This window comes from Candidatus Saccharibacteria bacterium (genome assembly GCA_016699955.1).
GTDB lineage: Bacteria > Patescibacteriota > Saccharimonadia > Saccharimonadales > UBA4665 > JAGXIT01.
The window spans coordinates 865,140-890,772 of the sequence record CP064993.1 but is presented as its reverse complement, the minus strand read 5'-3'; the positions used below and the strand labels follow the sequence as shown (position 1 = coordinate 890,772).

Genomic DNA, 25,633 nt, shown 5'->3' with positions numbered 1-25,633 from the left:
TCGAGCATGGGGTAATGACAAGAAAATCGACAAGGTGTTAAGGAAAGTTAGAGGGTGACACCAACTCGGCAATTTCCCATACTCACTGCTCCCAGTATCACTGCCAAGAATTTGCGCAGTGCCACAAACATCACAGCCACACTAATTTAATAAGTAAACGAAGGACAATTATGGGGAAAGTGCCAGACTAAACATAACCATCGTTTTAAGTAGTTGCCTCGTGATTTGAGATGAGTTTGTCGGCAAAATTATCTGGATTAATCGTATCAAATATTTGAGAAGGGTACATTTTGCTAAAAGCTAATGGGACACGTGCGGGTTTTTTAGTATTAAGCTTGCATTCGTAAGCTCGTATCTCTTCATTCTCTTCTTCGATGATATCGATTTCTCGCTGATCAGCGTTACGCCAGTAGTAAGACCGAACCCTGCGTTCTTCGGCCTGCAGATATTTAAGCCGCTCTATAACGCAAAAGTTCTCCCATAGAGCTCCAATATCATCTCTCGTTTCGAGCGGTTTAAAATTTTCAATTATTGCGTTACGGATGCCTAAGTCGGCAAAGTAGACTTTTCGTAAACGACCAACCTCAACTCTTTGATTCTTACGGTACTGATTCCTGCGAAAGATGATAAAAGCTTTCTCCAGTAAATCTATGTAGCGCATCACGGTTTCTTTACTCACAGACAATTTAGCTGCTAGTTCGCCATAGCTGACTTCTTGCCCAATCTGGTAAGCTAGCAGACGCAACAAATCGTTGATGACGGTCTGATCAAACATAACTTGGGGACCAAAGGCATCGCGATATACGTAATTGTTGGCAATGCTGCTCAATCGCGCGTGTGCATCTCGAGCTGAAAGATGCCACATCGCAGGGTATCCGCCCCTATCTAGCATAATGCGCCAGTTTGCATCCATCTCAACACGATTGCTTGATACTTCGTTAATACTTAGCGGATAGAGGATTATTTCTTCTGACCGACCAGTAAGTGGCTCTGTTATTTTATTTGCTAAGTCTAAGCTTGAAGATCCCGTCACTAAAATGTCAACTTCTGGGTAGGTATCATGGAGGAGTTTAATGGTTATGCCGATGTTTTCAACTCGTTGACCTTCGTCAATCACCACTAGGTCGGCGTTGCCGATATATGATTTTAGCTCGACTGCAGATTTGTTCGTAAGACTAATCACTACGTTTGGATCATCGCAGTTAAGATACAGTGAATTTGAATAATCTTTAGCAATTTCTTTTGCTAAAGTAGTTTTGCCGACTTGACGTGCACCATATAAAATAGCAACAAGTCCACTATGTAGAACTTTTTCTATTCGTGATTGTTCGTGTCTTGTGATGTACATGCGCGTATTATATCAAGAAAGTATGATTATCGCGAGTCAACATGCGAAAAAGTGCCATTTAAGGCGAACGCTTATGGTTTATATACTCAAATATTGATTAAAGTTGTGTAGGGTTACAAAATCTTACTATTACGTGCACGATACTACCTCATCCTATGAGCATTATTGGGGCAGCCAGGGCATGAGGGATTCAAACCTGAAATAACAGATGAGAATGTGACTAAAACCAAAATATGCCAATCTTTTGGCATATTTTACCACTGTTACTAAATTTGGCTGGGACGGAGTGTGAAGTTGCAAACACCTCAACCCCTGTTTTTGTGATAACCCACAAGACACTGAGATCCATCGAAAAACTCGTCGAAAACTTGAAGAAGCTCGGCGTCAAGGACGTCAATGGCGAGCTAGTCTACGACGAAGAGGAGGCTGGCTATGAGTATATTTGTTGAAAATATTCAGACTAGCTATACTTCTGTTTTTAATAACCAATCTACAACGTTTACCTTTTTGATACCCAAAAACTCCTCATTTATTAAATCTGTTGTCAAGATATACTTGGGATAATTATCATTAATCTTTTTGAATGGGGCGAGTTCTCGTTCAAGGGTTTTTTCGTTATCGTTGATCTGATAAGCCACCTGATAATACTCACGCTCCCCGCCTGGTTTTTGGACAATAAAATCGACTTCACTATCATCTGTTTTACCAACCCAAACTTCTCCCTCATTACGACGCAGCAGCTCAAGATATACGACGTTCTCTAGCCGATGTCCAATATCAGAAACCTGTGAGCTGCCTAGCATTATCTCTCGCAATCCCAAATCAACCACGTAATACTTATCGTTAGTAGTGAGCAATTTTTTACCCTTCACATCGTATCGGCTGACCGGATAGATTAAGTAACTTTTAGTTAAATATTTTAGGTATCGGATAACAGTCGCATGATACGTTTTGTTATCCTGATTAGTGAGAGCCTTTGCGATACTAGTAGCGGATAACGGGCTTCCTATGCTATCAAAGACAAATTTTACAACTCTCGTGAAGTCATCCTTGTCTCTAACCTCATACCTATTTGAAATATCATTGTTGACAATTGTTTCATATAAATCTTTCAAGTATCTGTTAGAAAGAGCGGGGTTCGTCTTAGATAAGGTTACTGCTTCAGGAAATGCGCTAGAAGATAGATATTGAGCTAATAGCCTATCATTACTTCGAGTATCGGGCATCGCTAGCCGGTATTCGGCGAATGAAAATGGTAAAACGTGGATAGAGATATACCTTCCCGTCAAAAGTGTCGCTAGTTCGCTTGATAACAAGAACGCATTTGAACCAGTCATGTATATATCTACGTTACTTTTCACAAATAACGAATTGACGACTCGTTCAAAATTATCTACAATCTGGATTTCGTCGAGGAACAGATAATTCATTTTGCCATCAACTAGCTTGGACTCAATGCTGTTGTGCAAAGAAAGCCAATCTGTGAGATCGACATTTTCGGCTTCTTCGAAATTTATTGATTGGATCTGGCGCTCGGCAACACTAGACTCAATAAGTTCTTCCTTAAACGATTGGAGCAACGATGACTTGCCTGAGCGACGAATGCCAGTAATGACCTTTATCAATCGCTGATCTTTAAGTTGTCGTAGTGTCTGTAGATACTGTTGTCGTTTTATCATGATACTTACTATAATCGAAAAATATCTCAAATACAACTTTTCGACTATAGTTAACCTCAGCTCGACATAAGCGTCTCCTCGTTTCGTCTAGATAACAGGACGTAAGTCTTGTTATGCTTTGTTTGTACAACATAAACAAAAAAAGGAGACGCCAATATGGAACTGGTAGCTTTATTCTACATCATTGATGAATTTTTTCAGGAGTTTGAACCGAAATGGCGGGCCGAACGGATTAGCTCTGGGCTATGCCAACGAAACAAGCCAGGGCGTCTTAGCCTGAGTGAGGTACCTACTATCATTATCCATTTCCATCAAAGTAATCATCGGAATTCCAAACACTACTATCTCAATCATGTTTGTACCAATCTGCGGGCTGACTTCCCAAAGTTAGTCAGCTATACCCGTTTCTTGGGGCTCATGAGCGAGGTTAATGTGCCACTACTCACGTTTCTGGCATGCTTGCTCAGTGTCCCGACTACGGCGAACTATATCGACTCAACTAAACTGGTCGTCTGCCATAACCGACGTATACGCAGGAACAGAGTCTTCAAGGGTTTAGCTGAACGTGGTAAGAGTAGTATGGGCTGGTTCTTTGGTTTCAAATTGCACCTAATCGTCAATGAATGCGGTGAAATTGTATCGTTCTACGTAACACCCGGTAATACACCCGACAACAGTATTGAAACAGTTACCAGGCTTGCCGACCGTATACACGGTAAACTTTTTGGTGACCGAGGCTACATTTCGAAAGATTTGTTTGCTGCGCTCTGGGACCAGGTTACGCAGCTTATTACGGGTATTAGGCGAAACATGAAGAACAAACTGCTCCCACTGTTAGATAAGGTGATGCTCCGTGGTCGTGGCATCATTGAAGCAATCAATGATCAACTCAAGAACCAAGAACAGATAGAGCACAGCAGACATCGAAGCCCCATTAACTTTGGAGTCAATCTAATTAGTGGTCTCATCGTCTATCAGTTACAACCAAAAAAGCCCAGTCTTAACTTTACAGATTCTGAGAAAAAGCTACTGACGCAACCGCTACTGTTGGGTGTGTAAGGCTGAGGCTTGTGCCGAGTTGAGGTTAGTTAACGGCGCGTTCAAAAAAAACGACAGAAGCCTTAACGTGACCAATATTGACAAATCATATACATTTTTACTGTATATTTGAGCATGTGCCGTAAACGTAGTTTAGGTCGTTATATAGACTGATTGATTTTTGAAGTGCATCTGCGATTTTAAGCATTCTTTCTGTTTCGACAATAGCGTCGCCGTGCACCGCTACGATCTCATCACTTACGCCATCGTACACAATTGCGTCAGTATTTGTCTTTAGCTGCGAAAAGATGTTATCGAGAAAGGTTGATTTTACAAAACCTTCGATAGACGGGAAGGATATAAATTTGTATTTGTCAGCAAAATCTATCGTACCATCTATACATGCAAGTCGTCTGTTAGCCTCAGCGCATGCGTCCTGTAATCCATCATTGCAATCGATGCTGATTTTGTTGAAAAGGTCTAAAAATGATTTGTTGATCGTTACAAGTTGACCGGCTTCAGTTGCGGCTGAGTCACAATTATTTGATGTTGCTGGCTTTGTTGTTGTGTCATACTTCGTGCCGTCTCCATCGTACCACGGAGAAAAAACTACTGCACCACATATACCATCATTGGCCGGAGTTACTCCGCCTATCCAGGCAGCGAAGCTTACATCAACTAGACAATTTGGGCTTCTTAATAAGCGGTCCCAATTACAAGATGCCACCCCCTTGTTTGTCATTGCGTCGAGCGTTATCCCACGCGCAGACACCTGCCCGCCTATACTAGCAATGCCATAACTGAAATTATGAATACTTGATTCATATATAAAGGTTTTTCCACCCTCACTAACAACTCCAGTATGGCCTAGCCATAGTTCAGAATTCTCAATTATACTCTCACCATCAATGGCCACGAAAGCCTTGTTGGCATGTAGGATCATGGTCTTATAGAGTGCGATGTAACCGCCGTTGTTGATAAAGGCGGCCTTGTAGGACGTTGACGTATTATCGGTGACTCCATCGCCTAACGTATCACCTCCGACGCTGTCATCGCTCAATACAGTGACGACAATGGGTGAAGTAGTAGTACCGTTGCTTCGTATCTCTCCTGCGCCACTTGTAGTGATGCCAGATGCACCGTCAGCAATCTTGATACTTGTTCCTGGGTTAAAGGTAAGTTGCCCCCTGATCGTAAGATTATTTATTACGAGAGCTGGCAAATTATGCTCTTTACGTAGCGTCCAAGAAGAGTCATGGCTAAGGTAGCTATTAACAAACTGAACACTTAATCCATTTTGATTATCTTTAATTATTTTATTTGCTTCAACTCCGTCAAAGGAAAGAATGGCAATATCTGAGTTTTCAAGATATGCCGAAGGGTTTCCGACACCACTAACCACAGGATGCCCAACACCAGCAAAGGTGTTGCGAAAAATCGAGGTATCGGTCTTGGAACGATCACGGATGTTAACCGTGCCGCCAAAGTAATTATCACTAAGAGATAAGGTTCCTTGGCTTGCCCCAGAGATAATGAGATCGTTTTGCGCGTACTGGAACTCAGTATGGCTTATTCGTAGCCTACGTGCATTGCGTGCACTCATTGCCACCCTATAGTAGTCACTGCTTCTGCTGCTGAGTTTTGTAAATCTGATTGGCTTATCGGGCGATCCATCCATCTCGACAGTTCCATTTTCTGAGACATCAATACCATACGATGCCACGCAGTTACTGATGGTATCGCCGATACTTACTACTACACCTGGCTGGATAGACAAAATCCCACCACTATTAACTCCAAGCGCTCTTGATCCGCGACACTCGCTTAACATGTGAACTTGCATGTCTTGTCCAATCGAAAGTGAGCCATCAATAGAAATTAGTGAAGCTTCAAGCACCTGCACACCACTAGCGGGGTTTACGAACCATGATTTATCGGCGGGTAAAACAGACTGACTAACTTTAAGCTTAGCCGTACCTAATGACTCAAATGTGTTAGAATCTACCCCGTTAAGCATAAAAACACTAAGGTCAGAAATGTTATCAAGATAGGCATTATGGTCTATTATACGATTACGCTTAAATTCAAGATTTGATTCACCACAATAATTAGCATAAATATCGCCGTGAAATATGTTGTCTGAGATACTCACCTGGCTATCTACAAGGCTACAACGTGTATGCAAAGACTCTTCAAAATCACGAATATCAGTGTAGTGCATATCCAGTGACCCATTACTCATGATAGCTACGCGAACGGCTTCATTTTCGTTGCCACCATTTGGATCACTACCCCCAAGAGAATCATTATGTCCAAAAGCCATGTAAATGTGTCGCGTAGGGGTGCCATTCATTATAAGTTTACCGCCCCCGAAACCTCGATTCCAACCTGGTTTACGTCGTATTGCCGTACCTTCAAAATAACTCCAGGCTGGATAGTCAGGCTGCCGCCATCGAGTATACCAACGTTATTAAGCATGTAAATGCAATGATCATCCCAAACCTGAACATCGGATATACGTACAGTATCCATATAACAAGTTGGTTTTTGTTTGGTTTTGGCAACTATTTGGTTGTTGCTGACCTCAACGGTATTTGGATTAAGTGCCAGAAGGTTGGCGGAAAAAAACAGGCAAAATGACAGTGATAATAACGGCGATAACACCAAAAATTTAATTGTGTAACCACTACGGAACCCGAACAGGCTATTAAACCGCCTACTCATAGCGGCTTGCCCTCAAACTTCAGGTCAAAGTTGTTTATGCGAACCTGTGCTTTCATGTCGCTATCGGGTTTTATGTCGAGAGAAAGCGTGTAATTTCCACTGCGTGCTACACTACGGGGATCGCCCTGGACTCCTGCGTCAAGAGGGGAACACGGTAACTGCAACGAGTCACCGCTAGAGAGTTTCATTAGAGTTGCCGAAACGGTTTGCTGGCATTGTTCGCCAGTTACTTTCACGATGACTGAATCAAGTGAATCGATACCCGTTGAGTTAATCCGACGATCTGTAACAATGAGTCTGACCACGAGTGGTTTATCTGTTGCGTTGCGTAGGTAGATGGATGTTGATGCACCAATACCTGGGGTAATTTCAGTGGCACGAATACCTCGAGTGCTGTTGACCCAAGAGCCCTTGTCGTTAAGCACTTCCAGTATATTTGATTTTCGATTACTTTGTGCCAGGGTAAAAGCTGACGGTATTATTGCATATTCAGCTATTAATACGAGAGTCAGAAACACAGGTAGTGTGATAGTTCGCAGCTGTGGAATTCGCATAACTTAGTTTTTGCCTCTAAGCTACTCTTGTGCGGTCAATTTGAGTGCAAAAGGGTTTGAGGTTACCTCAGCCCCAGATGTAATCGCATCCACATCCATACCGAATGATACAGTACAGTTTGTTGTTGCACCTGCGGCAAGTTTTGTACTTGAAATGACAGAACTATTAACTAGTGCTGTGGCTGTACCGTTTGCGGTAATCGAAGAATCACTACAGTTTAGTATAGCGTTAAGTTTGTCGTTATTGACGGTGCCACCGCTAAAGCTGATTGCCTCTGCAAGGCCGAGACCAATCGCAAGTGGTTTCGAGGTTGTGTTTTTGATTGTAAATATCTCAGAAGGAGTAGCAGTGTCCCCGACGATGATATTAAATGTAAAACCACTCAATTGGGTGCCATAGGCTGACCCAGCTTTACTGATCAATAGGCCCGGTGAAGCGCTAATAGTGTTGCCCGATAGGGTCGCCTGAGCTGTAATAAGTGCGTACGCCACACCCACTGGTATGAGAGCGAGGCTAGCAAGACCTAATGTCAATTTATTGAATAATCTATTGCGTATCATAGTAGCTCCATATTCTATTATCTTCTGTTGGGTAGCATTATATCACAATAATTTATTTAATGGAGTCTATGCCTCGCTGCCGTTAACTTAAGCCCCCACCAATAAAACCACTGGCATTTTGTAACGCTCCCAAGATACAATAGTACCCACTAACATAGTGGAGTACTTATGAAAAAAACAGTTCATCTCGAGCGTACGCTAACACTCCTGCACGACAAAACATTCATAACTCGTTACAAACGCAGCGTGCAAGATTTCACCCGGTCACGGGTGCTTACCTTTCAGGTCATTAGTCTTATGCTCCTAGCTCAAGGAAAGAGGTCCCTACAGTTGGCGCTAAACGAAATCATCCCTAAACTCGGTACTATACAATGTAGCATTTTCCGTCTTTTTCCCATCGTCTTGCGAAGATGTCGTCGCGTCCACGGAAGAGTGACCTATACAGTGTGATTTTATCTTCGCCTTGTGTAGACATATCTTATAAATGCAAGCTAATTAATGTTGTCGACGCGCTCTAGTTGATGTTTACGTATTGCTTATCACCCAATGCCCCGTCTTGTCCGAACCTACCCGAGAAACGATTCCACGGTCTTTTAAACTGACTAATGCACGCTGAACAGTTTTAGATGTCTTTTCGATCTTTTGGGCAATCTCTTGGTAGGTAGCGTAAGGGTTGCTCAGGATAGTATCTAGTACCGCTTGTTCGGTTTTACTGAGTGGTGGTTCTAGCGGTGTGCCAACCGAGCCTTGATTGTTCTTGAACTCCGCTACAGCTTCTGCAAGCGCAGTTAACATAAATTCAGCGAAGATAGCACTGTCATTTTCTTTTGTTGAGCGCTGGATTGCATCATAGTATTGACTTTGACGATTCGCAACAATCGTTTCTACCGGCAACCACCCAAACACTGGGTTTTCTTGGTATAAAAGTAGCGTTTGCCACATCCTGCCCATACGACCATTACCGTCGGCAAACGGGTGAATAAACTCAAATTCATAATGGAAAATACACGATTTTATAATTTGCGGTAAATTATCAGTCTTTGCCCAAAACAATAGCTGCTCGACTAGTAGGGGAACCTGTTCCGCAGGAGGCGCAACATGAATTGGGATGTTACCAGCAAACACGCCTACCCCGTGACTACGAAATCGACCCGATTCGTTTACAGTGTCCTTTGTCATGAGTTTGTGCTCAGCTAGCAAATCTTTTAGGCTATATGGGTCGCAGTCCAAGAGTCTATCGTACGCTTCCATGGCGTTTTTTACTTCGTTGATATCTTGCAACGGGCCAACAACGTTCTTACCATCTATAACATCAGCTACTTGCTCTAGACTTAGGCTGTTTGCCTCAATATAGAGCGATGAACGAATAGTCTTGATACGATTTTCACGACGAAGGTGAGGCGTGAGAACTTGCTCGCGAATAATATTAATACGCTCCAAATCCTGTGCTATCTGGTACACCAAGCTGGTAATCTTAGATGTAATTGTATATACCGGCGCGTAGTCTTTCATAGTTTAATTATATCACACAAACTGATAAATGTCCTGGTAAATGTCTAGGTAAGTGTCCTAGAAAAATACTCTTGGGTGCTGGCTAGAACACAATCAGAATAGAGAGATACGGCTTAAGGGATTCGAACCCCAGATAACAGAGGTGGTGAAATCGAGAAAACAAAAAATGCACAAAAATGTGCATTTTTCTTCTCTATAAAACTTCATGGCTGGGGGTGAGGGATTCGAACCCCCGAATGCCAGGACCAAAACCTGGTGCCTTACCACTTGGCCAACCCCCATTATTGATAGATAAATTTTAAAATGTACATTGGCTGCGAATGGTATCCGACTCACCTTTAACGAGCCCGCAGCTTTCATACTAGCAGGCTAGCTGCAAATCTGAAAGACTGCCTTGCGACCCGCCGCAGACGGCTCTCACACTTGGCCAACCCCCAACAAATAGTATCAAATACCAGATGTTATTCTACTTGAGATGACTAGCCAATACAACTTCAGAGTAGCTTTAACCGGCGGCAGATCATAAGCGAGATAAAACCAGGCACAATCGGCACCCAGTAAGTTACCAGACGAAAAGAGAGCGCGATAGCAAGCGCGGTAGTGCCAGCTATACCATAGGCTAGAAAGCCGCCGACAAGACCGGCTTCCACACCGGCCAAACCACCGGGCGTAGGCACCGCAGCCCCCATAAAAACTCCTGCGGTGTAGACAACAAACAGTGAAGGTGCATCGAGCAAGACGCCAAAGCTACGAGTGGCAAGGTGTAAAATTAGTAAATTTATGAGCGTTAGCGCCAACAGTGCGAGCGCTGCATACGCTAGTTTGTGAGGCTGTTTTTCGTAGTGCTTAAAACTTACAAGCAAATTATGTCCAAACTGTTTTAGTTTTTTGCGCACCGGCGCAATCAAAAGTAAGGCGCCAACCAAAATTACGATCCCAAGTAAAATCCACCCCTGTTTAAGCTGCCATCCCAAACGAAATTGCCCAGCAGCACCTGACGCAATAACGGCGCATAAAAGCGACAGATGGATAAAAATGCCGAGCAGGTTATTTATACTAACAACAGCTGTCGCCTGAGCAGTTGAATGTTTGCGGTTATGTAAGTACAAACCGTGCAAGCCCAAACCACCAAGCCCAGAAGGAATCAGCCGATTTATAGCCGCTGCCGCCAGTTCAACCACAAACAATTCCCGCAGTTTTAGCCGGCGAAACGCCAAAAAACTATATGCCGCCGCAGCCAGAAAGAATGTCAACGTAAGAAGCGGAATACTGGCTGAAAAATCGCTATGCGGAACACTGCGCATAACGCGCACGCTGTCGACAAACTTCTGCCAGTTCTGAACCACAAATATAATGATTGCCGCCGTGAAAATCAGCGAAACACCTGGCCGAACCCAGTTCTTTTTTAATCGAACCATAAGTATATTGTACTCCTCCTAAAGCAGTACGTGAGACATGGCTAGAAAAAAACAGAGTGCAATAAGTACCTGCAATGATCGCTTAAAAACAAGCTGTGCTGTTGCTTCTGTTGCTCGGCGCCAGTTTGGGCTAAACATTGGCTGCAACCAGTATAGACCCATGGTAATCATGGCTAGTCCAAACATAAAACCAGCTTTTTCCCACCGAGCTAGCAGAAAACAAGCTACTATAAACAGTAGACCGTAGAAGCGCATTTCCCATACAGTTCGGCTTAAACCTTTCGCCAGGGGCAATATGGGCAGATTAGCTCGTTTATAATCTTCCATGCGAAAAATTCCTACCGCGTAAAAATGAGGCATCTGCCAGACAAACATAATAATAAACAGCAGCAGGGCGGCTCTATCCAATCTTCCGGTCGCAGCGACATACCCAGCGAGCGGTGGCGTAGCCCCAGGGAATGCGCCCACAAAAGTACCCCAGTATGTCCGCCGTTTGGCATGGTAATAGACCGATGTATACAGCACGGCACCCGTCAGTCCGATTGCTGCCGTGGGAATATTTGTCAGCCAAAGCATCAGCCCAAAACCAAGCAAATACATAGCGGCCGCATAGTACAGAGCAATCCGGTAAGGTATGATGCCTGTCACTGAAGCCCGTTTTGCCGTACGGTGCATGCGGCGGTCTATATCACGGTCGAGATAGTTGTTTAGCACACACGACGCCGCGATTATTAGAAGCGCGCCAAATACAGCACCAACAAGGGCAGTAAAGTGCACTCCGTCCACCGAACCGTACAAAAAGCCGCCCAAGACCGCTAGCGTATTCCCGACTACAATTCCCGGCTTTGCGACCAGTATAAAGTCTTTCAATCTCACGGCTGTCTGATGCTTTCTTCGTATTCTATGTGCTCTGTTTGATTTGTTGGCATCATGTTGTAGTCAAGGTTTTGCATAATCCAGATAGAACCAACTACCAGGCACAGGACTACAAATATTGTAAATATACCTCCGTAGAGGTTCATTTTTAGTCGTCGTTCAGTCGACATATGCAGGAAAAACAAAACCTGAACGACAATTTGGCTTGTCGCCAGCACGGCTAAAACAAGTAGCAGAAAACCACGACTAAATATTAATCCGTCAGATACACGGTAAGCCCAGACGAGCGCAAAAGCAGAAAGTGTCAAAGCGACTGAAAGTCCAAACCCAGCGAGGTAAGTTGCCAGGCTGGCTTCACGAAAGTTTGGTAGCCTCTGTATGTAACTAGGTAGCTTCATTATATAACCCCCACCAGATACACAATGGTGAATATGCCAATCCAAACAATGTCTAGAAAATGCCAAAACATGGTAAACATTGTCAGTCGTTGCAATAACCGTGGGTTAAAAGTCCGTTGCTTCAAATGTAGCAGTATCGCTGCCAGCCATATGAGGCCTACAGAAATATGAAGTCCGTGCGTCCCAACCAGCCCAAAGTACGAAGAAAGGAAAGCACTGTTAGTCCAACTATGGCCATCTGAGACAAGTTTGCTAAACTCGTATACTTCCATACTAACAAAAAGCAAACCAAGCATACCTGTTATCCCGAACCAGAGGAACACACCATGTCGACTACGTCGGTGCGCGGCCAACAGTGCCAACCCACTCGCCAGGCTGCTTGCTAGTAGGATGAGTGTTTCGGCAAGAACAAAGGGCAGTTCAAAAATGTCGCTGCCCCCAACGCCACCAGCCGTGTTGCCGCGCAGCACAATAAACGTCGCAAAAAGGCTGGCAAAAAGTATACAATCGGTCATTAGGTATACCCAAAACCCAAATAAACCTTTGCTATCCGCGGCCGGCAACTGAGACGGCAAGCTTCCTTTACTCATACGTCCGCCTTTCTGGCCTCTTTGTCGAGCCGTTTGGCTTCCGTGGCAGAAACATTATAGTCAATGTCATCTTCAAAGGTTCGCCGGATGAGCAGGTAGGCCAGCCCAGCAGCAGCCAGAAGCACTAGCCACCATAAGTGCCAAATCACTGCAAAACCAAAGAGACAAGCAAGACCACCGGTAAACACACCAATGCTAGTATTTTTTGGTAACTCAAACGCCTCATAAGGTCCAGAAAACAGCGCTTTTTTAGTCTGTTTTGCTTCCCAGAAGGCGTCGCGTGTGCCTACGACAGGCAACCTAGCGAAGTTATAATGCGGCGCAGGTGAGGGGACTGACCACTCTAACGTTCGCCCATTCCAAGGATCACCAGTGTTGTCCCGTAGCTCCTTACGCTTCCATATACTATAGCCGAGCTGAAGCAACTGAAAAACAACACCCAGCCCGATTATTAACGTGCCGATACCGGAAACGACAAACAATCCCTGCCAGCCCATGCTTGGATCGTAATGGTCGAGCCGACGGGTAGCGCCCATAAAGCCAAGGATATATATTGGTATAAAGGTGACAAAAAAACCAACCACCCAACACGTTACTGCCGCTTTACCAAGTCTCTCATGCAAACGAAACCCAAAAATTTTAGGAAACCAGTAGGCAATACCAGCTAGGTAGCCAAAGACCACACCGCCAATAATGGTATTGTGAAAGTGAGCGACCAAAAACAAGCTGTTATGCACCTGGAAATCAATCGCCGGAACCGCCAAAAGCACTCCCGTAGCTCCACCTATAAGAAACGTCGTTACAAATGCCATAAACCACCACATGGGTGTCATAAATTCAATCTTCCCCTTATACATCGTAAACAACCAGTTAAATATTTTAACACCCGTTGGGACGGCAATAATCATGGTCATAATCCCAAAAAACGCGTTAACGTTGCCACCGGCACCCATGGTAAAGAAGTGGTGCGCCCAAACTAGAAAAGAAAGAATCGTGATAATCATAAGTGCCCAAACCATACTCGTGTAGCCAAACAGCCGCTTTCGACTAAAGGTAGCAACAATTTCGCTGAACATACCAAATGCCGGTAGTACCAAAATATACACTTCAGGGTGCCCCCAAGCCCAGATAAGGTTTATGTACATCATGGCGTTGCCACCAAGATCGGCCGTAAAGTAGTGCATGCCCATAGTTCGGTCTAGCGAAAGCATAAACAGCGTCGCCGTCAAAATGGGAAATACTATAACCGTAAGCATCATTGCACCGAGCACACTCCACGCAAAAACCGGCATTTTCATAAGGGTCATACCCTTACAGCGTAGCTTCAAGATTGTCACAATAAAATTTATGCCACTGAGCATACTGCCCACGCCGGCTATTTGAATACTCCACAGCCAGTAATCAACACCGGGACCAGGGCTATAAGCTAGTTCAGAAAGCGGTGGATACGCCAGCCAGCCGACGGCACCAAATTCACCGTAGAGCAGCGAAACATTTACCAGAACCACACCTGCCAAGTAGAGATAAAAGCTCATGGAGTTGAGCGTAGGGAAGGCAACGTCCCGTGCTCCGAGCAGGAGTGGCAACACCAGGTTAATAATGCCAAACATCAAGCCCATCGCCACAAAGAAAATCATAATAGTGCCGTGAGCCGTAAATATTTGCTGAAAATGTTCACTTTCCAAGAAACCATCACTCGTTCCGCTCGCTAGTGCTTGCTGTAGCTTCATCATAATGGCATCGCCAAAACCGCGTAGCAACATTACGACGGAAACGGCAATATACATGATTCCAATCCGTTTGGCGTCTTGCGTCGTTAGCCACTCTCGCCACAACCATTTCCATTTTTTAAAATATGTCAAAAGACCAATCGCCGTAAGCAGCCCGAGCACCAATCCGGCCTGGCCACCAAACTGAACCCAGCCGTGCCAAAAGTAACTCCATTCCATCCGGCCGAGAAAATCTGCAAAAAACATCAGCTATTCCTTCCCAGTAAGCTGCACTCGCAGCAAGACGTACCATATTCAACAAAATGCAAAATGGAAGCTGAGACACTCATTAGTGCATCCCTTCTGATTGCATCATTGGCATATCATGAGTTGGTTTCACCGGGGATGATGCTTTTTCCTCTGAGGGTTTTGTTTCATTTTCAGCCGTCTGCGTCGTACCATGTTCAGTCATATACTTCATTATAACTCGGTCGTACAGCTTTGTTTCCTCGAGCAGGTAGTGCAGGGTTGCCGATTTACCTGGCCGAGCAAGGACTTCGTAGGTTTGTTGGTTGAGCTTCTTGCCACTGCCTTTTACCCCAGCGACCCATGCGTCATAATCAGTCGTTGACATTGCCCGGGCGTTAAAACGCATATCGGCAAAGCCCTTACCACTAATATTAGCCGATAAACCCGCATAGGTACCGACGCTGTCGGCTGAGACATGAAGTTTTGTCGACATACCGCTCATAACATATATTTGCCCGGCAAGTTGCGGAATCCAAAAACTGTTCATCGGCGCATCGCTAGTCATAGTAAATTCCACTGGGCGGCCGACAGGGAAGGCAACTTCGCCGACGCTCGCGATTTTTTCTTCGGGATAAATAAACAGCCATTTCCACTGCAAGGCAACAACCTGCACCTGCAGCGGCTTTTGCGTGGATGAGAGTGGTTTAAAAGGGTCTAGACTGTGAGAAGTAACCCAAGTAACCGCCGCCAGAACCACAATGATAGCCAACGGTACGCCCCACCACAATGTTTCGTAACCCTTGTGTGAATCCCAATTTGGTTTGTAGTCTTTTTTGTGTCCTGCGCGGTAACGCCAAGCAAACGTAAACAGCATTACGTAAACCGGCACAAGTACAATCACCGCTAATCCAGTCGCAAATAATAGTAAATCACGTTGTCGGTTGGCAATCTCCCCACGCGTTTGCAGCAACGGAAACGAATGGTTTAGCGACAACATAGTTAGCACAGCTACGACGACAAGAGCACCTCCAACCAACAACCACGTCATCTTGACTCGGGATAAGCGAGGTACAGCTGGCAGCTGTACCTCTGCTAGCTTTTTCGTAAGTTTCTGCAGCGCCCTCATCATGCTTACGCATCATTGTACATGAAAAACCTGCAATCCGTCGACGAAAAAGTGTGTTAGAAGTGCTCTCTTATGTGCGAAAAACTGTAGTCCCAGTCGGAGTCGGTTTTTTTGTGCGGGTTAAAGATGTTTTCGGGATCAAAAATGTGTTTTACTTCTTTGAACAAGGCAAGAACAATCTTGCCGAATTGGGCTTCCAGCCAAGGGCCCCGCACGAGACCATCGTTGTGTTCGCCGCTGAGTGACCCATTGTATTTCAGAACCAAGTTGTTGACTTCCCTTTGACTTGGCTCAATTTTTTTTCGTTCACGGTCATCTTCTATTTTCATGAGTGGGATAACGTGGAAATTACCATCCCCCATATGTCCGGCAATCGTAGCAAACAGCTTGTATTTTCTGATAATTTTTTGCAGCTGAGGTAAAAACGCTGTGAGATGTTCTGGCGGCACGGCAAAATCATCAATGTACGGCGCGGTGTGCTTGTCTTTCACTGTACTGCGCAGTATCTGAAAACTGTAGCGACGCATTATCCAAAACTTTTCGCTTCTTCCTTCTGTGGGCGTTTCTTCGAAGCCGTTTATTTCGTAGCGGGCGCGGTAACGACCCAAATCACGGTGCAGGGCAGCAACTTTGGCGCGGACTTCTTCTTCGGTTTCACCGTTAAACTCAATCATAAGAATTAGTTTCGGTACACCACGGAGCAACTGCAGACCATCGGGTATAAGGCTCCACAGTAAATGAACAAATTTTCTAAAACCAAGCCTTTTATAAAACGCGGGCATAAACCGAAGACTTAGTAGTAAAGTCTGGTCGTCAAAACTTTCAAACGTAGCTGGTTTGTGTTTTAGAACCGCGGGGATAATATCGCCCAGATGGTTAATGTTCTTCAAAAAAAGCACTAGCAAACCAGAGTGGGGTCGGTGTGGAACCAACCGAAAAGTTGTTTCGGTCACAAGTCCCAGCGTACCTTCCGAACCAACTATGAGCTGCCCAAGATCAAATACTCCAGTCTGACGATCCCAGACATTCCACAGCCCATAGCCCATGCTGTTTTTGCTCACCTTGGGACGCGCTTCCTTGATGATGTCGTAATGCTCCTCGCACAAGTTGAAAATACGCTGATATATTTTACCCTCGTAGTCGCCCTGGTTAATCTTGGCCGCAAGCTGCTTTTTGGTGAGAGGCTTAACGACGTACTCTTTTCCGTCAGCAAACACCACTTTTAGCTCAGTCACAAACTTTTCTACTTTACCGTATTCTAACGATTTTTCGCCACCAGAATTATTAGCCGTAATGCCACCTATCATGCACAGGTCGCGGCTGGCCGGATACGATGGCATAAGCACACCTTTTTTCAGAGTCTCACGCTCAAAATCTCGATAAAAAACACCGGGCTGGGCGGTTCCCGAAAAACCCGTTATGGAACCAATTTTTGTAAAATGTTTCGCAAAGTCGACAATAATTGATTCATTGATTGCACCGCCCGCCATGTCTGTTCCGGCGGCTCGGGCTGTCAAAGATAGGCCAGGATGTTTCTTTTTGTTTGACGAGACAAACCGAACCAGCCGCTGCAAATCTGCCGAATTTTTTGGCGCTGCTACAAGCTCAGGCCGCAGCTCGAACATACTGGCATCATGACTAAACAACTCTAGTGCTTCGGCCGTATTGTCTAGCTCACCTTCAAACCCATGTTTAACCAGTTTTTCTTTTAGCCCATCCATATATACCTTAAGCTTATCACATTGCAAGCCAGTCGGAATAGCCAGAATATTAAAGAATTCGGGCGTATATCCTGATTAGTTTCTACTTATGCTTACTGGTACAATTAGGTGAAGATGAAAGAAGATAAAAAACTTCCTCGTACTAAGTTGGTCGTGGTCGGAGGTGGCTTTGCTGGCGTCCGAGCAGCCATTGAGCTCGGCAGGCAACCCCATCTAAAGGTTACTCTTGTGACTGAAACGCTTGATTTCACCTACTACCCAACACTGTATGAAACGGCAACGGGGGGCAGTAGCGAGCAATCCTCTATACCACTTGAACAAATACTAGCCGATGACCCGGTCCAAGTTATTGTCGGCAAAGCAACAAGTCTCGATAGCGCGAAAAATACGCTAACGCTAGAGGGTAACAAAACCCCAATCAGCTACGACAAATTGGTACTCGCGCTCGGTACTGTAACAAATTATTTTGGTATATCAGGTCTAGCAGAGTATAGCTATAGTATAAAATCTGTCTACGAAGCAGAGCGTTTTAAGCGCCACCTGCACGCACAGCTTATCGCTGAGCATGAGCCAGATCTAAACTACATAATCGTTGGTGGCGGTGCAACCGGTATTGAGCTGGCTGGTTCGTTAGGCGATTACCTGCGAGAAACCATGGCCAAGCATGGGCTTCCCGAACGACCGATACACATTGACCTAGTTGAAGCAATGCCACACCTAATGCCGCGGCTTCCGAAACCAGTTGGGAAAACCATAGAAAGGCGCCTGCGTAAACTCGGCGTTCGTCTGTACCTCAACAGTAAAGTGGAGGGTGCAAGCGCACAGGAGCTTACTGTTTCCGGAAAACCTATCCGTAGCCATACTATAGTTTGGACTGCCGGCGCCATGAATAACCCATTTTTTACTGATAATAATTTTGTTCTGAGCGATCGAAAAAAAGTGGTCGTTGATGAGTTTTTGCGCGCTGAAGGGCAGAAGAATATATTTGTCCTCGGAGACAACGCTGAAACGCCTTTCAGCGGCATGGCGCAAACTGCGCTTTATGATGCCGACTTTATTGCGCACAATTTTAGAGCCGAGAGTGAGGACAGGCCAAAACTTGCCTACCGCCCCATGGAACCTGCCTATGTCACGCCAGTTGGCGCAAACTGGGCTTCACTGGTTTGGAAAGATGTGCATCTTCACGGGAGGTTGGCGTACTGGTTACGCAATGTCGCGGACCTAAAAGGCTTTGCCGAGCTCCTTCCTGCTCACGAAGCCACGGTACAATGGAGTAGCACGCTCGACAGAGAAAATCTCTGCCCGATCTGTAGCTAGTTTGCCTAAAACACCCCGCAAGCTACTTAGCCCGGAAAGGCACCGCTCTCGCTCGCCTAACGCTAACAGTGGCCCTTAACACCAGGCTGTGGTTCAGTAAGGTATTTATTCCGATAACTCGGACGCACATAGTTAAGTTACTGGAATGTTATACTGTGGGAAATGATGCTGCTACAGAATGAGGGAGCGAAGTGAGCAAGTTCACAGATGTATATAATCGATTAAATACGGCGCAGCGCGCAGCAGTTGACGCGGTCTACGGGCCAGTCCTTGTCATAGCCGGGCCAGGAACCGGCAAAACACAGCTCCTAAGCGCCCGCGCAGCGCACATTTTGGAAGTAACAGATGCATTGCCACAAAATATATTATGTTTGACGTTTACTGAAAGTGGCGCGCAAAATATGCGCGAGCGATTGCTGTCTATTATCGGCCAAGCTGCCTACGATGTGCAAATAGGGACATATCATGCGTTTGGGAGCACAGTGATTAACCGATTCCCCGAGTATTTCACCGAGCTAAGGCTTGAACGACCAGTCGACGAACTCGGAAAACGTCAAATACTTTCAGAAATATTGGAATTAACCGACTACCGCAGCCCAATTAAACAAGTTCGACACCATCTTGGCGATTTGGTAAGCACCATCAGCGAAGTGAAACGCGGGCTGCTGAGCGCCGACAACCTGCGAGCCATTGCCGCCCGAAACCTAAAAGTCATCGAAGCGACCGCACCAGCCGTTGCGTCGACGCTCGCACCTTACCGAGCGCGAATGCCAGGGAAGGTAACGGTTGCACGGCCGCTGTATCAGTCAATTGTTAGCCTACTTGAAAGTGCAAAAACCCCGAACCAGAGGTTACTGTCGGTACTATTGAGGATATAGCAAAGCTCGCACAATCTGATTTGCTGCGGGCGCTAGAGCAAGCCGATGACGACAACTCGACCAAACCCCTGACTGCCTGGAAAAACAAATGGCTCGTAAAAGACACCGAGAATCAGTTCAAAATAGCGGGCGAGCTGGAAGCAAAACGTATTATTGCGCTCGCAGATGTACTTGAGCAATACCAGGCGCGGTTGAGTAATAAAGGGCTTTACGACTTTGACGATATGATTTTGCAGGCAATAAACGTGCTCGAAAACAATGATGATTTACGCTTCACACTTCAAGAACAGTACCAATTTATTTTGCTCGATGAGTTCCAAGACACTAATGCGGCGCAGTTTAAACTCGTGCGGCTGCTAACTAGCAACCCCGCGCACGAAGGCAAGCCAAATGTGTTGGCGGTCGGTGATGATGACCAAGCAATCTACGCGTTTCAGGGAGCTGAGTACAGCAACATGCTAGATTTTTATCATGCTTTCCGTGACGTCCAGGTAATTTCGCTAGAGGAAAATTATCGATCCCAGGTGAAAATTATAAGTACTGCTTCAAATATCGCTGAGCAAATTGAAGCCCGCCTTCATCATCATTTTGAGGGTGTCACAAAGCACATCCTCGCGGCTAACTCTGCGCTGCCTGAAGCATCGCTGTCGCGGCATGCATACCGAAGCGCCGTAGCAGAACGAACAGCAGTAGCAGATCAAATTGCCCAGCTAGTTCAGCAGGGGGTTAAACGGTCGCAAATTGCCGTACTGGCTCCAAAACACAAGTATCTAGAGCCACTCGTACCTTACTTGCAAAGTCGCGAACTGGCAGTGAGTTACGAAAAGCGCGAGAATATTCTAAGTGCGCCAGTTGTCCGTGAGCTTCTTACCATGAGCAAACTCATCCTAGCTCTCCGCGAAGGTAATCACGCCCGAGTCGACAGCCTTTGGCCGGAAGTACTGAGCTACGATTTTTGGGATTTCTCAACCTCCGACATTTGGCAAATGTCTTGGCAGGTAGGTAAGGAACAAAAAACCTGGAGTGAGCTACTGTTAAAAAGTCCTGAGTTTAAGCATGCCGCCTTGCTACTACTGACGCTCGCCGGCAAAGTGGAAACCGAATCAGTTGAGTACCTGCTGGATGCCCTTATCGGAACAACCGATGTTTCAACGCATGACCGCGAGCTGCCAAGTGTACGCAGCCCGCTTCGCGAATACTACTTCAAAACCCGCGGCGAAACAGTGCTGTACGAGACTGTAACACAACTGACTGTACTGCGCGCTCGTCTGCGCGAACATCAAACCGGAGAAGGCCAAGAACTAAAACTTGCTGATTTACTTATGTTTGTCGCAGCTTACGAGACTGCCGAGCAACCAATGCTAAATACCAGTCCATACAACCAATCTTCCGACGCCGTACAACTTATGACTGTATATAAGGCAAAAGGGCTTGAGTTTGACCACGTCTTTCTAATTGCCTGCGACAACGGTGTTTGGGGCAGCAAGGCAACGGGTACGGGCAACAAACTGACGCTTCCAGCCAATTTGGCACCGATTCGTCACGCCGGCAGTACCAACGACGAACGGCTGCGCCTGCTGTATGTTGCCGTCACCCGTGCAAGGTACGGGCTACACCTAACCAGCCACGAATACACGTTTAGCGGACGGGCGACTGACGCAGTCAAGTATTTCAATGAAGCAGTCAGTGAAAACCAGAATAAGCTGATACAAATATTACCGCCTGATAACCAACTCGTTATATATGACGACATCGAGCAGCCGAGCCTAGAGGCTTTGTCTATGAACTGGCAGCAACGACACTACAACGCTGCAGCGCCACTCAGCGAGCTACTCGCGGAGCGGTTGAAGCGGTACCAGCTCAGCCCCACTCACTTAACGCACTTTCTTGACCTCAAATACGGCGGTCCAGAAAGTTTCCTGCTCAGCACTATTTTAAGATTCCCGAGCGCACCGAGCATCGATGCCAGTTTTGGCAACGCCATACACGAAACGCTGCAATGGATGCAAAATGAGCTGAACCTTGGCGGCAAGCTACCTGGACAAACCACTGCGGTCCAGCATGCCAAAAAATACTTGAGTCAGGCCAGTCTGAGTGCAGAGCAACTAGTGGTGCAGTCTGACAGAGCCGACCATACGCTACGAGCGTTTTATAAGCAGCATGAAAAAGATTTTCATGCTGGAAACGTCGCCGAGAAATCTTTCCGAGATGAGGGAGTCATGGTCGGAAATGTGCACCTGGGGGGTAAGATTGATTTGCTCGAAATTGACAAAACCAACAAAACAATCACCGTCGTTGATTATAAAACCGGTCATCTCGGCACAGACCCTACCAAGCTACACCGTTACACACTACAACTCTACTGCTACAAACTGCTTGTCGAAGGGTCACATAGCTACCGCGGCTTCTCAGTAGAGCAGGGGAGGCTTGTGTTTGTCGAGCCAGGCAGCGACGGAAAGATAATGCAAAAAGCCGTCACGTTTACCAGTCAAGAGGTTGAGCGAACAAAACAACTCCTAGCTGCAATGTGGCACTGCGTACAAACGCTCAATCTGCCTGACACAACCGCCTACGGCGACTCCATGAAAGACATGACAGCATTTGAAAATTGGCTTATTGACTCGAGACCTCAGTAAGAACTTTCGCATCCCCTCAGACTCATATTGGAGCAGCCCTGAGTTACTTTTATCTATTACGTCGAAAAGGCTACACCGTACTAAAAAACCGCTCGTTATGGGCGGTTTTTTATGCATTAAATACTATTTGATTATTTCTTTGCGACCGTCTTTCGTTTGACGGGTGCCTTGCGAGCTGTCGTTTTTTTAGCAGCAGCACGCTGAGCAGAAACTGTTTTTACCGCCGAACGATTTGCCTTACGATCTTCTGCAGCTTCGGCCTTTGCTTCTTCTGCTTCAGCAACTTCTGTTTCTACAAAAAGCAGGTTGTATAGGTTAAAACCAATAACCGCGCCAAGCACTGGGCCAAGCACATAGGTACCCCAGCCAAACTGGTGGATACTGAAAGCAACTGCTGGATTTAGAAGACCCATAGAACCAAGTGATGCAATGAGCGCACCAGCCGTTAAACCGCCACCAATCATAAATGCCTTGAGACCGAGGTTGAGCTTTTGATAGATTGCAGCCGCCATTACAAAGGAGAACACAAACGTTCCCAGCACTTCCGCGACAAGCAATTTTGCGCTGTACGTGCCTTGGTTTTTCGCTTCACCTAGGTCGGTAAAGTAAACGAAAAGGTACCATGCAGCTGCTGCACCGGCAAACTGTGCTGCAATGTAGCTAAGCGCTTGCAATGTACGTAGCTTGCGTACTGTCCATAACCCAATGGTGAGTGCCGGGTTAAACACTGCACCAGAAATACCGGCGAGTGCTACCACCAGCAGCGTCAGTGACAAACCGGCTGCGGTTGCGACGAAATACGGATAGCTTAGTTGTGAATGGGTCACTGCTAGTACAGCCAGGGCTAGTACGGCGGTGCCCAAAAATTCACTCACGAGCATCGCGAGTTTGTTTTTACGAAACATAGTTATTATTCCTCCACTTATTTGTGATACTTCAAGCTTACAGAGATATCCCGCTTTTGTAAAGAGTCACGTTCTTCAATACAGAGATTCGCTAAGATTTTTCTGTAACAAGAAACGTCCTGAGGCTTCCGTCAGTCAAGGTTGCAGCGGTCGCAAATTGAAACGCAACCCCTGCAAAGAGCGCAATGTCAAATGCTCGATCGCTGTCTTTGCGACCTTTTGCCATTGTCCGTGCAAGCAACACTATGCGCGGCACATCAACAACAAATACTTGGGGAAGTTCAGCTTCTGATATGTTTGGAAATTGATCCTGTAGCTCCTGTAGCTGTTTTTTAAACGCTGGTTGAGAGAAGCTTTTACCTTCGCAAAAGTTTAACACAACAAATGCTTCATTGTGTCCGCCCCTGAGATGTTTGCTTGTTGATATGGGATAGTCAGCGCCAATCTTTTTTTGTTGCGTTGCTATATAATCCATAATTCTTTTGTAGCGAGTGACACCGTTGCTGCCTTTAAAATAGCTTTCATGTTCCACAGTGCCTGCCCAGCCGGCTTTAACTCTAGTAGCAGCCGATTCGTCGTATGCCAAACCTACATGCGTATATATTTTCTGTATTACATTAGTAATATTACCAAAGTAATCGATACCGTTCTTAAATATCTTTTCGAGATTATCATTTGCACCACAATCAGTTAGTTCATCACTTTGATGATCTCCTATGTGGGTTCCGCAAATGACTCCTTCCCCCATAAGCTTCTCTGCCACTTCTGTAATCTCTTCATCGACACTCTTAACATGGCTGTCTAGAGCATTTTTCATAGAGAGTGCTGTCAGATAGCCCGCACCAGCTATTTTTGCTCGCAAATGCTCGCCCGCTTTCGTCCATTTTTTGACAAATTTACCAGCCGCATTTGCAAACGTCGCCCACACGGCACCTCGGCCGTCCATACAACCATCGTCTTTGTCGGTGATTTTAGCCATACAAAAACCGCTCTCAATAATACCTACTGCGATGCTCTCTACTTCATCACTAAGCCGTTTTTCAGCTTTTTGCTTGGTATAACTTATCTTTGCGTCTTTAGCGCCAAAACCCATTGGAGGAATTTCTTTAACTAGATAATCTTTCATGTCATTTATTTCTCCGTTAATGTTGTTAGAACCAAGCGCAGCTGAGCCAATAATATACACAGTAGTATCAGTCACCGTTTCGCGAGGTGGCATTGAAGTATCACCCCAATTTTCTACAGGGGGTTTAGTTTGTTTAGTGCTAGATGGTTGTTTTGTCATGTTTACATGTAATATATATCACAAAAACTCCACCTATGGTACCTCGTTGACAAACTTTTGTCTATATATGTAAATATGCCGTGCAGTAAGAATAATCACTGGCACCAAAACACATAACAGTTATAGTAAGAATTATGATGGAATCAGGTAAAGATAGAGCACCTGGTGCAGACACCGTTTTAAGATGCGGTTTAGTGGGTGACGCTGCATTTATGGAGCAAACTTTACGGAGCCTACCGCCCCCAGTATTACAAGCTCTTCAAAAAACTGCCAGATCGTTATATCAACAACCAAACAGTGGCTACCTCAGCCCTGAGGCTGCATTCATGACTGGCGCTGCGGTAGCAATAGCAGTAATACGGGCGGAAGCAGCCGTAGCACAGGTTGAAGCAATATTTGTGGAGCACTAAGGTTTAGCATACCTGCCGTAGCTGCTACATCTGTATAGCTTAGCAGGCAGGGCAGTCATAGGCTTACGCTTATTTCTTGTGCAATACTTCGATCAATCCCATCCCCCCACAGAGTACTGAACCAAACTCAACGCATCCCCCGGATCGATCCACGTTGCTTGCCACTCATCAAATGGCATGACTGAACTCATCACTTACAGAGTTGCTGTAATAAAATATTAGCATCCGCTCATCTAGCCGCGGCGGTGGCGGCGATGGAGGTCGGCAACTTTGAGCCGAACCAGGTGGCGGTCAACCAGCTGATGGGCTTTTTCAAGTTCTACCTGATTTGTTGCCGATGCTTGAAGTTTGAGAGCACGCTCTAGCGCTTCTTTGGCTTCTGCTTCGGTAATCTCAGAACTATGGTCAGCGTCATCTACAAGAACATTGACAATTTTGCCGTCAATTTCTATAACACCGCCCGTAACCGCGTAAACCTCCAACAAGTCATCACTGTCTGTCGCTTTGCGGCGCACAGAAATAACACCGGGCACCGCAACCGTGACAAGGGGCTCATGGTCAGGAAAAACCGCAATATCTCCGGCAGCTGTCGGCAGCATCACTTCGTAAACGTCTTCATCTACTTTTGTTCCAGTTAAAGTGACTAAACGTAGTTTCATCGTTCACTCCGTTCACGTAGTAGCTTGTAGCATGTAGCTT

Annotated in this window: 23 protein-coding genes and 1 tRNA gene; 6 read left to right on the top strand and 18 right to left on the bottom strand. The window is 45.7% G+C overall.

Features of this window, described 5'->3' with window-relative positions:
- Positions 1–205: 205 nt before the first annotated feature.
- A complete protein-coding gene (locus IPL85_04575; protein QQS19522.1) occupies positions 206–1,348 on the bottom strand; it encodes an ATP-binding protein in 1,143 nt (380 codons plus the stop codon).
- 233 nt (positions 1,349–1,581) lie between these two features.
- Between IPL85_04575 and IPL85_04570 the strand changes: the two genes are divergently transcribed.
- Entirely contained in the window at positions 1,582–1,797 is a 216-nt protein-coding gene (locus IPL85_04570; protein QQS19521.1) for a hypothetical protein, read from the top strand.
- Positions 1,798–1,812: 15 nt separating this feature from the next.
- On the opposite strand, the gene IPL85_04565 is transcribed toward IPL85_04570, so the two are convergent.
- Complete coding sequence (locus IPL85_04565) at positions 1,813–3,030, bottom strand: ATP-binding protein (GenBank protein ID QQS20442.1); 1,218 nt, start codon at positions 3,028–3,030, stop codon at positions 1,813–1,815.
- Positions 3,031–3,183: 153 nt separating this feature from the next.
- Here IPL85_04565 and IPL85_04560 point away from each other — a divergent pair, with 153 nt between their 5' ends.
- Complete coding sequence (locus IPL85_04560) at positions 3,184–4,086, top strand: IS982 family transposase (protein QQS19520.1); 903 nt, start codon at positions 3,184–3,186, stop codon at positions 4,084–4,086.
- A gap of 97 nt (positions 4,087–4,183) precedes the next feature.
- Here the strand turns inward: IPL85_04560 and IPL85_04555 are convergent, their stop codons facing one another.
- The 13 genes from IPL85_04555 to IPL85_04495 form a co-directional block, all read right to left on the bottom strand.
- Complete coding sequence (locus IPL85_04555) at positions 4,184–6,418, bottom strand: hypothetical protein (protein ID QQS19519.1); 2,235 nt, start codon at positions 6,416–6,418, stop codon at positions 4,184–4,186.
- On the bottom strand, positions 6,418–6,597 hold the full coding sequence (locus IPL85_04550; GenBank protein QQS19518.1) for a hypothetical protein: 180 nt from the start codon (positions 6,595–6,597) through the stop codon (positions 6,418–6,420). Before IPL85_04550 ends, IPL85_04555 begins: the two co-directional genes overlap by 1 nt.
- Before the next feature lie 188 nt (positions 6,598–6,785).
- Complete coding sequence (locus IPL85_04545; GenBank protein QQS19517.1) at positions 6,786–7,343, bottom strand: hypothetical protein; 558 nt, start codon at positions 7,341–7,343, stop codon at positions 6,786–6,788.
- Positions 7,344–7,364: 21 nt separating this feature from the next.
- Positions 7,365–7,904: a hypothetical protein gene (locus tag IPL85_04540; GenBank protein ID QQS19516.1), complete on the bottom strand. Its 540-nt coding sequence runs from the start codon at positions 7,902–7,904 to the stop codon at positions 7,365–7,367.
- Positions 7,905–8,429: 525 nt separating this feature from the next.
- Complete coding sequence (locus IPL85_04535; GenBank protein ID QQS19515.1) at positions 8,430–9,416, bottom strand: Fic family protein; 987 nt, start codon at positions 9,414–9,416, stop codon at positions 8,430–8,432.
- Between the two features lie 206 nt (positions 9,417–9,622).
- Positions 9,623–9,697: transfer RNA gene (locus IPL85_04530), tRNA-Gln, on the bottom strand.
- 213 nt (positions 9,698–9,910) lie between these two features.
- A complete protein-coding gene (locus tag IPL85_04525; protein QQS19514.1) occupies positions 9,911–10,834 on the bottom strand; it encodes a flippase-like domain-containing protein in 924 nt (307 codons plus the stop codon).
- 18 nt (positions 10,835–10,852) lie between these two features.
- Positions 10,853–11,710, bottom strand: coding sequence for a protoheme IX farnesyltransferase (gene cyoE, locus IPL85_04520; GenBank protein QQS19513.1), 858 nt, complete (start codon positions 11,708–11,710; stop codon positions 10,853–10,855).
- Positions 11,707–12,108: a cytochrome o ubiquinol oxidase subunit IV gene (cyoD, locus tag IPL85_04515; GenBank protein ID QQS19512.1), complete on the bottom strand. Its 402-nt coding sequence runs from the start codon at positions 12,106–12,108 to the stop codon at positions 11,707–11,709. Before cyoD ends, cyoE begins: the two co-directional genes overlap by 4 nt.
- Entirely contained in the window at positions 12,108–12,698 is a 591-nt protein-coding gene (gene cyoC / locus IPL85_04510; GenBank protein ID QQS19511.1) for a cytochrome o ubiquinol oxidase subunit III, read from the bottom strand. The genes cyoD and cyoC overlap by 1 nt, the downstream gene beginning before the upstream one ends.
- Complete coding sequence (locus IPL85_04505; protein QQS20441.1) at positions 12,695–14,647, bottom strand: cbb3-type cytochrome c oxidase subunit I; 1,953 nt, start codon at positions 14,645–14,647, stop codon at positions 12,695–12,697. The genes cyoC and IPL85_04505 overlap by 4 nt, the downstream gene beginning before the upstream one ends.
- 109 nt (positions 14,648–14,756) lie before the next feature.
- On the bottom strand, positions 14,757–15,785 hold the full coding sequence (gene cyoA / locus IPL85_04500; GenBank protein QQS19510.1) for a ubiquinol oxidase subunit II: 1,029 nt from the start codon (positions 15,783–15,785) through the stop codon (positions 14,757–14,759).
- Positions 15,786–15,838: 53 nt separating this feature from the next.
- Positions 15,839–17,503 (bottom strand): FAD-binding oxidoreductase, encoded by a 1,665-nt coding sequence (locus tag IPL85_04495; protein ID QQS19509.1) that lies wholly within the window; start codon positions 17,501–17,503, stop codon positions 15,839–15,841.
- Between the two features lie 114 nt (positions 17,504–17,617).
- Between IPL85_04495 and IPL85_04490 the strand changes: the two genes are divergently transcribed.
- The 3 genes from IPL85_04490 to IPL85_04480 all read left to right on the top strand — a co-directional run bounded on the left by IPL85_04490 (position 17,618) and on the right by IPL85_04480 (position 22,334).
- Positions 17,618–18,820, top strand: coding sequence for an FAD-dependent oxidoreductase (locus IPL85_04490; GenBank protein QQS19508.1), 1,203 nt, complete (start codon positions 17,618–17,620; stop codon positions 18,818–18,820).
- A gap of 191 nt (positions 18,821–19,011) precedes the next feature.
- Positions 19,012–19,698 (top strand): UvrD-helicase domain-containing protein, encoded by a 687-nt coding sequence (locus tag IPL85_04485; GenBank protein ID QQS19507.1) that lies wholly within the window; start codon positions 19,012–19,014, stop codon positions 19,696–19,698.
- Between the two features lie 20 nt (positions 19,699–19,718).
- The gene (locus IPL85_04480; GenBank protein QQS19506.1) at positions 19,719–22,334 is read left to right on the top strand and encodes an ATP-dependent helicase; all 2,616 of its coding nucleotides are present in this window, start codon (positions 19,719–19,721) and stop codon (positions 22,332–22,334) included.
- 131 nt (positions 22,335–22,465) lie between these two features.
- On the opposite strand, the gene IPL85_04475 is transcribed toward IPL85_04480, so the two are convergent.
- Both IPL85_04475 and IPL85_04470 read right to left on the bottom strand, forming a co-directional pair.
- Positions 22,466–23,239, bottom strand: a complete 774-nt coding sequence (locus IPL85_04475; protein ID QQS19505.1) for an aquaporin — start codon at positions 23,237–23,239, stop codon at positions 22,466–22,468.
- 91 nt (positions 23,240–23,330) lie between these two features.
- The gene (locus IPL85_04470) at positions 23,331–24,524 is read right to left on the bottom strand and encodes a hypothetical protein (protein ID QQS19504.1); all 1,194 of its coding nucleotides are present in this window, start codon (positions 24,522–24,524) and stop codon (positions 23,331–23,333) included.
- 134 nt (positions 24,525–24,658) lie between these two features.
- Here IPL85_04470 and IPL85_04465 point away from each other — a divergent pair, with 134 nt between their 5' ends.
- Positions 24,659–24,934: a hypothetical protein gene (locus IPL85_04465; protein ID QQS19503.1), complete on the top strand. Its 276-nt coding sequence runs from the start codon at positions 24,659–24,661 to the stop codon at positions 24,932–24,934.
- Positions 24,935–25,167: 233 nt separating this feature from the next.
- Here IPL85_04465 and atpC read toward each other — a convergent pair whose 3' ends face one another.
- Entirely contained in the window at positions 25,168–25,593 is a 426-nt protein-coding gene (gene atpC, locus IPL85_04460; GenBank protein ID QQS19502.1) for an ATP synthase F1 subunit epsilon, read from the bottom strand.
- Positions 25,594–25,633 lie beyond the last annotated feature (40 nt).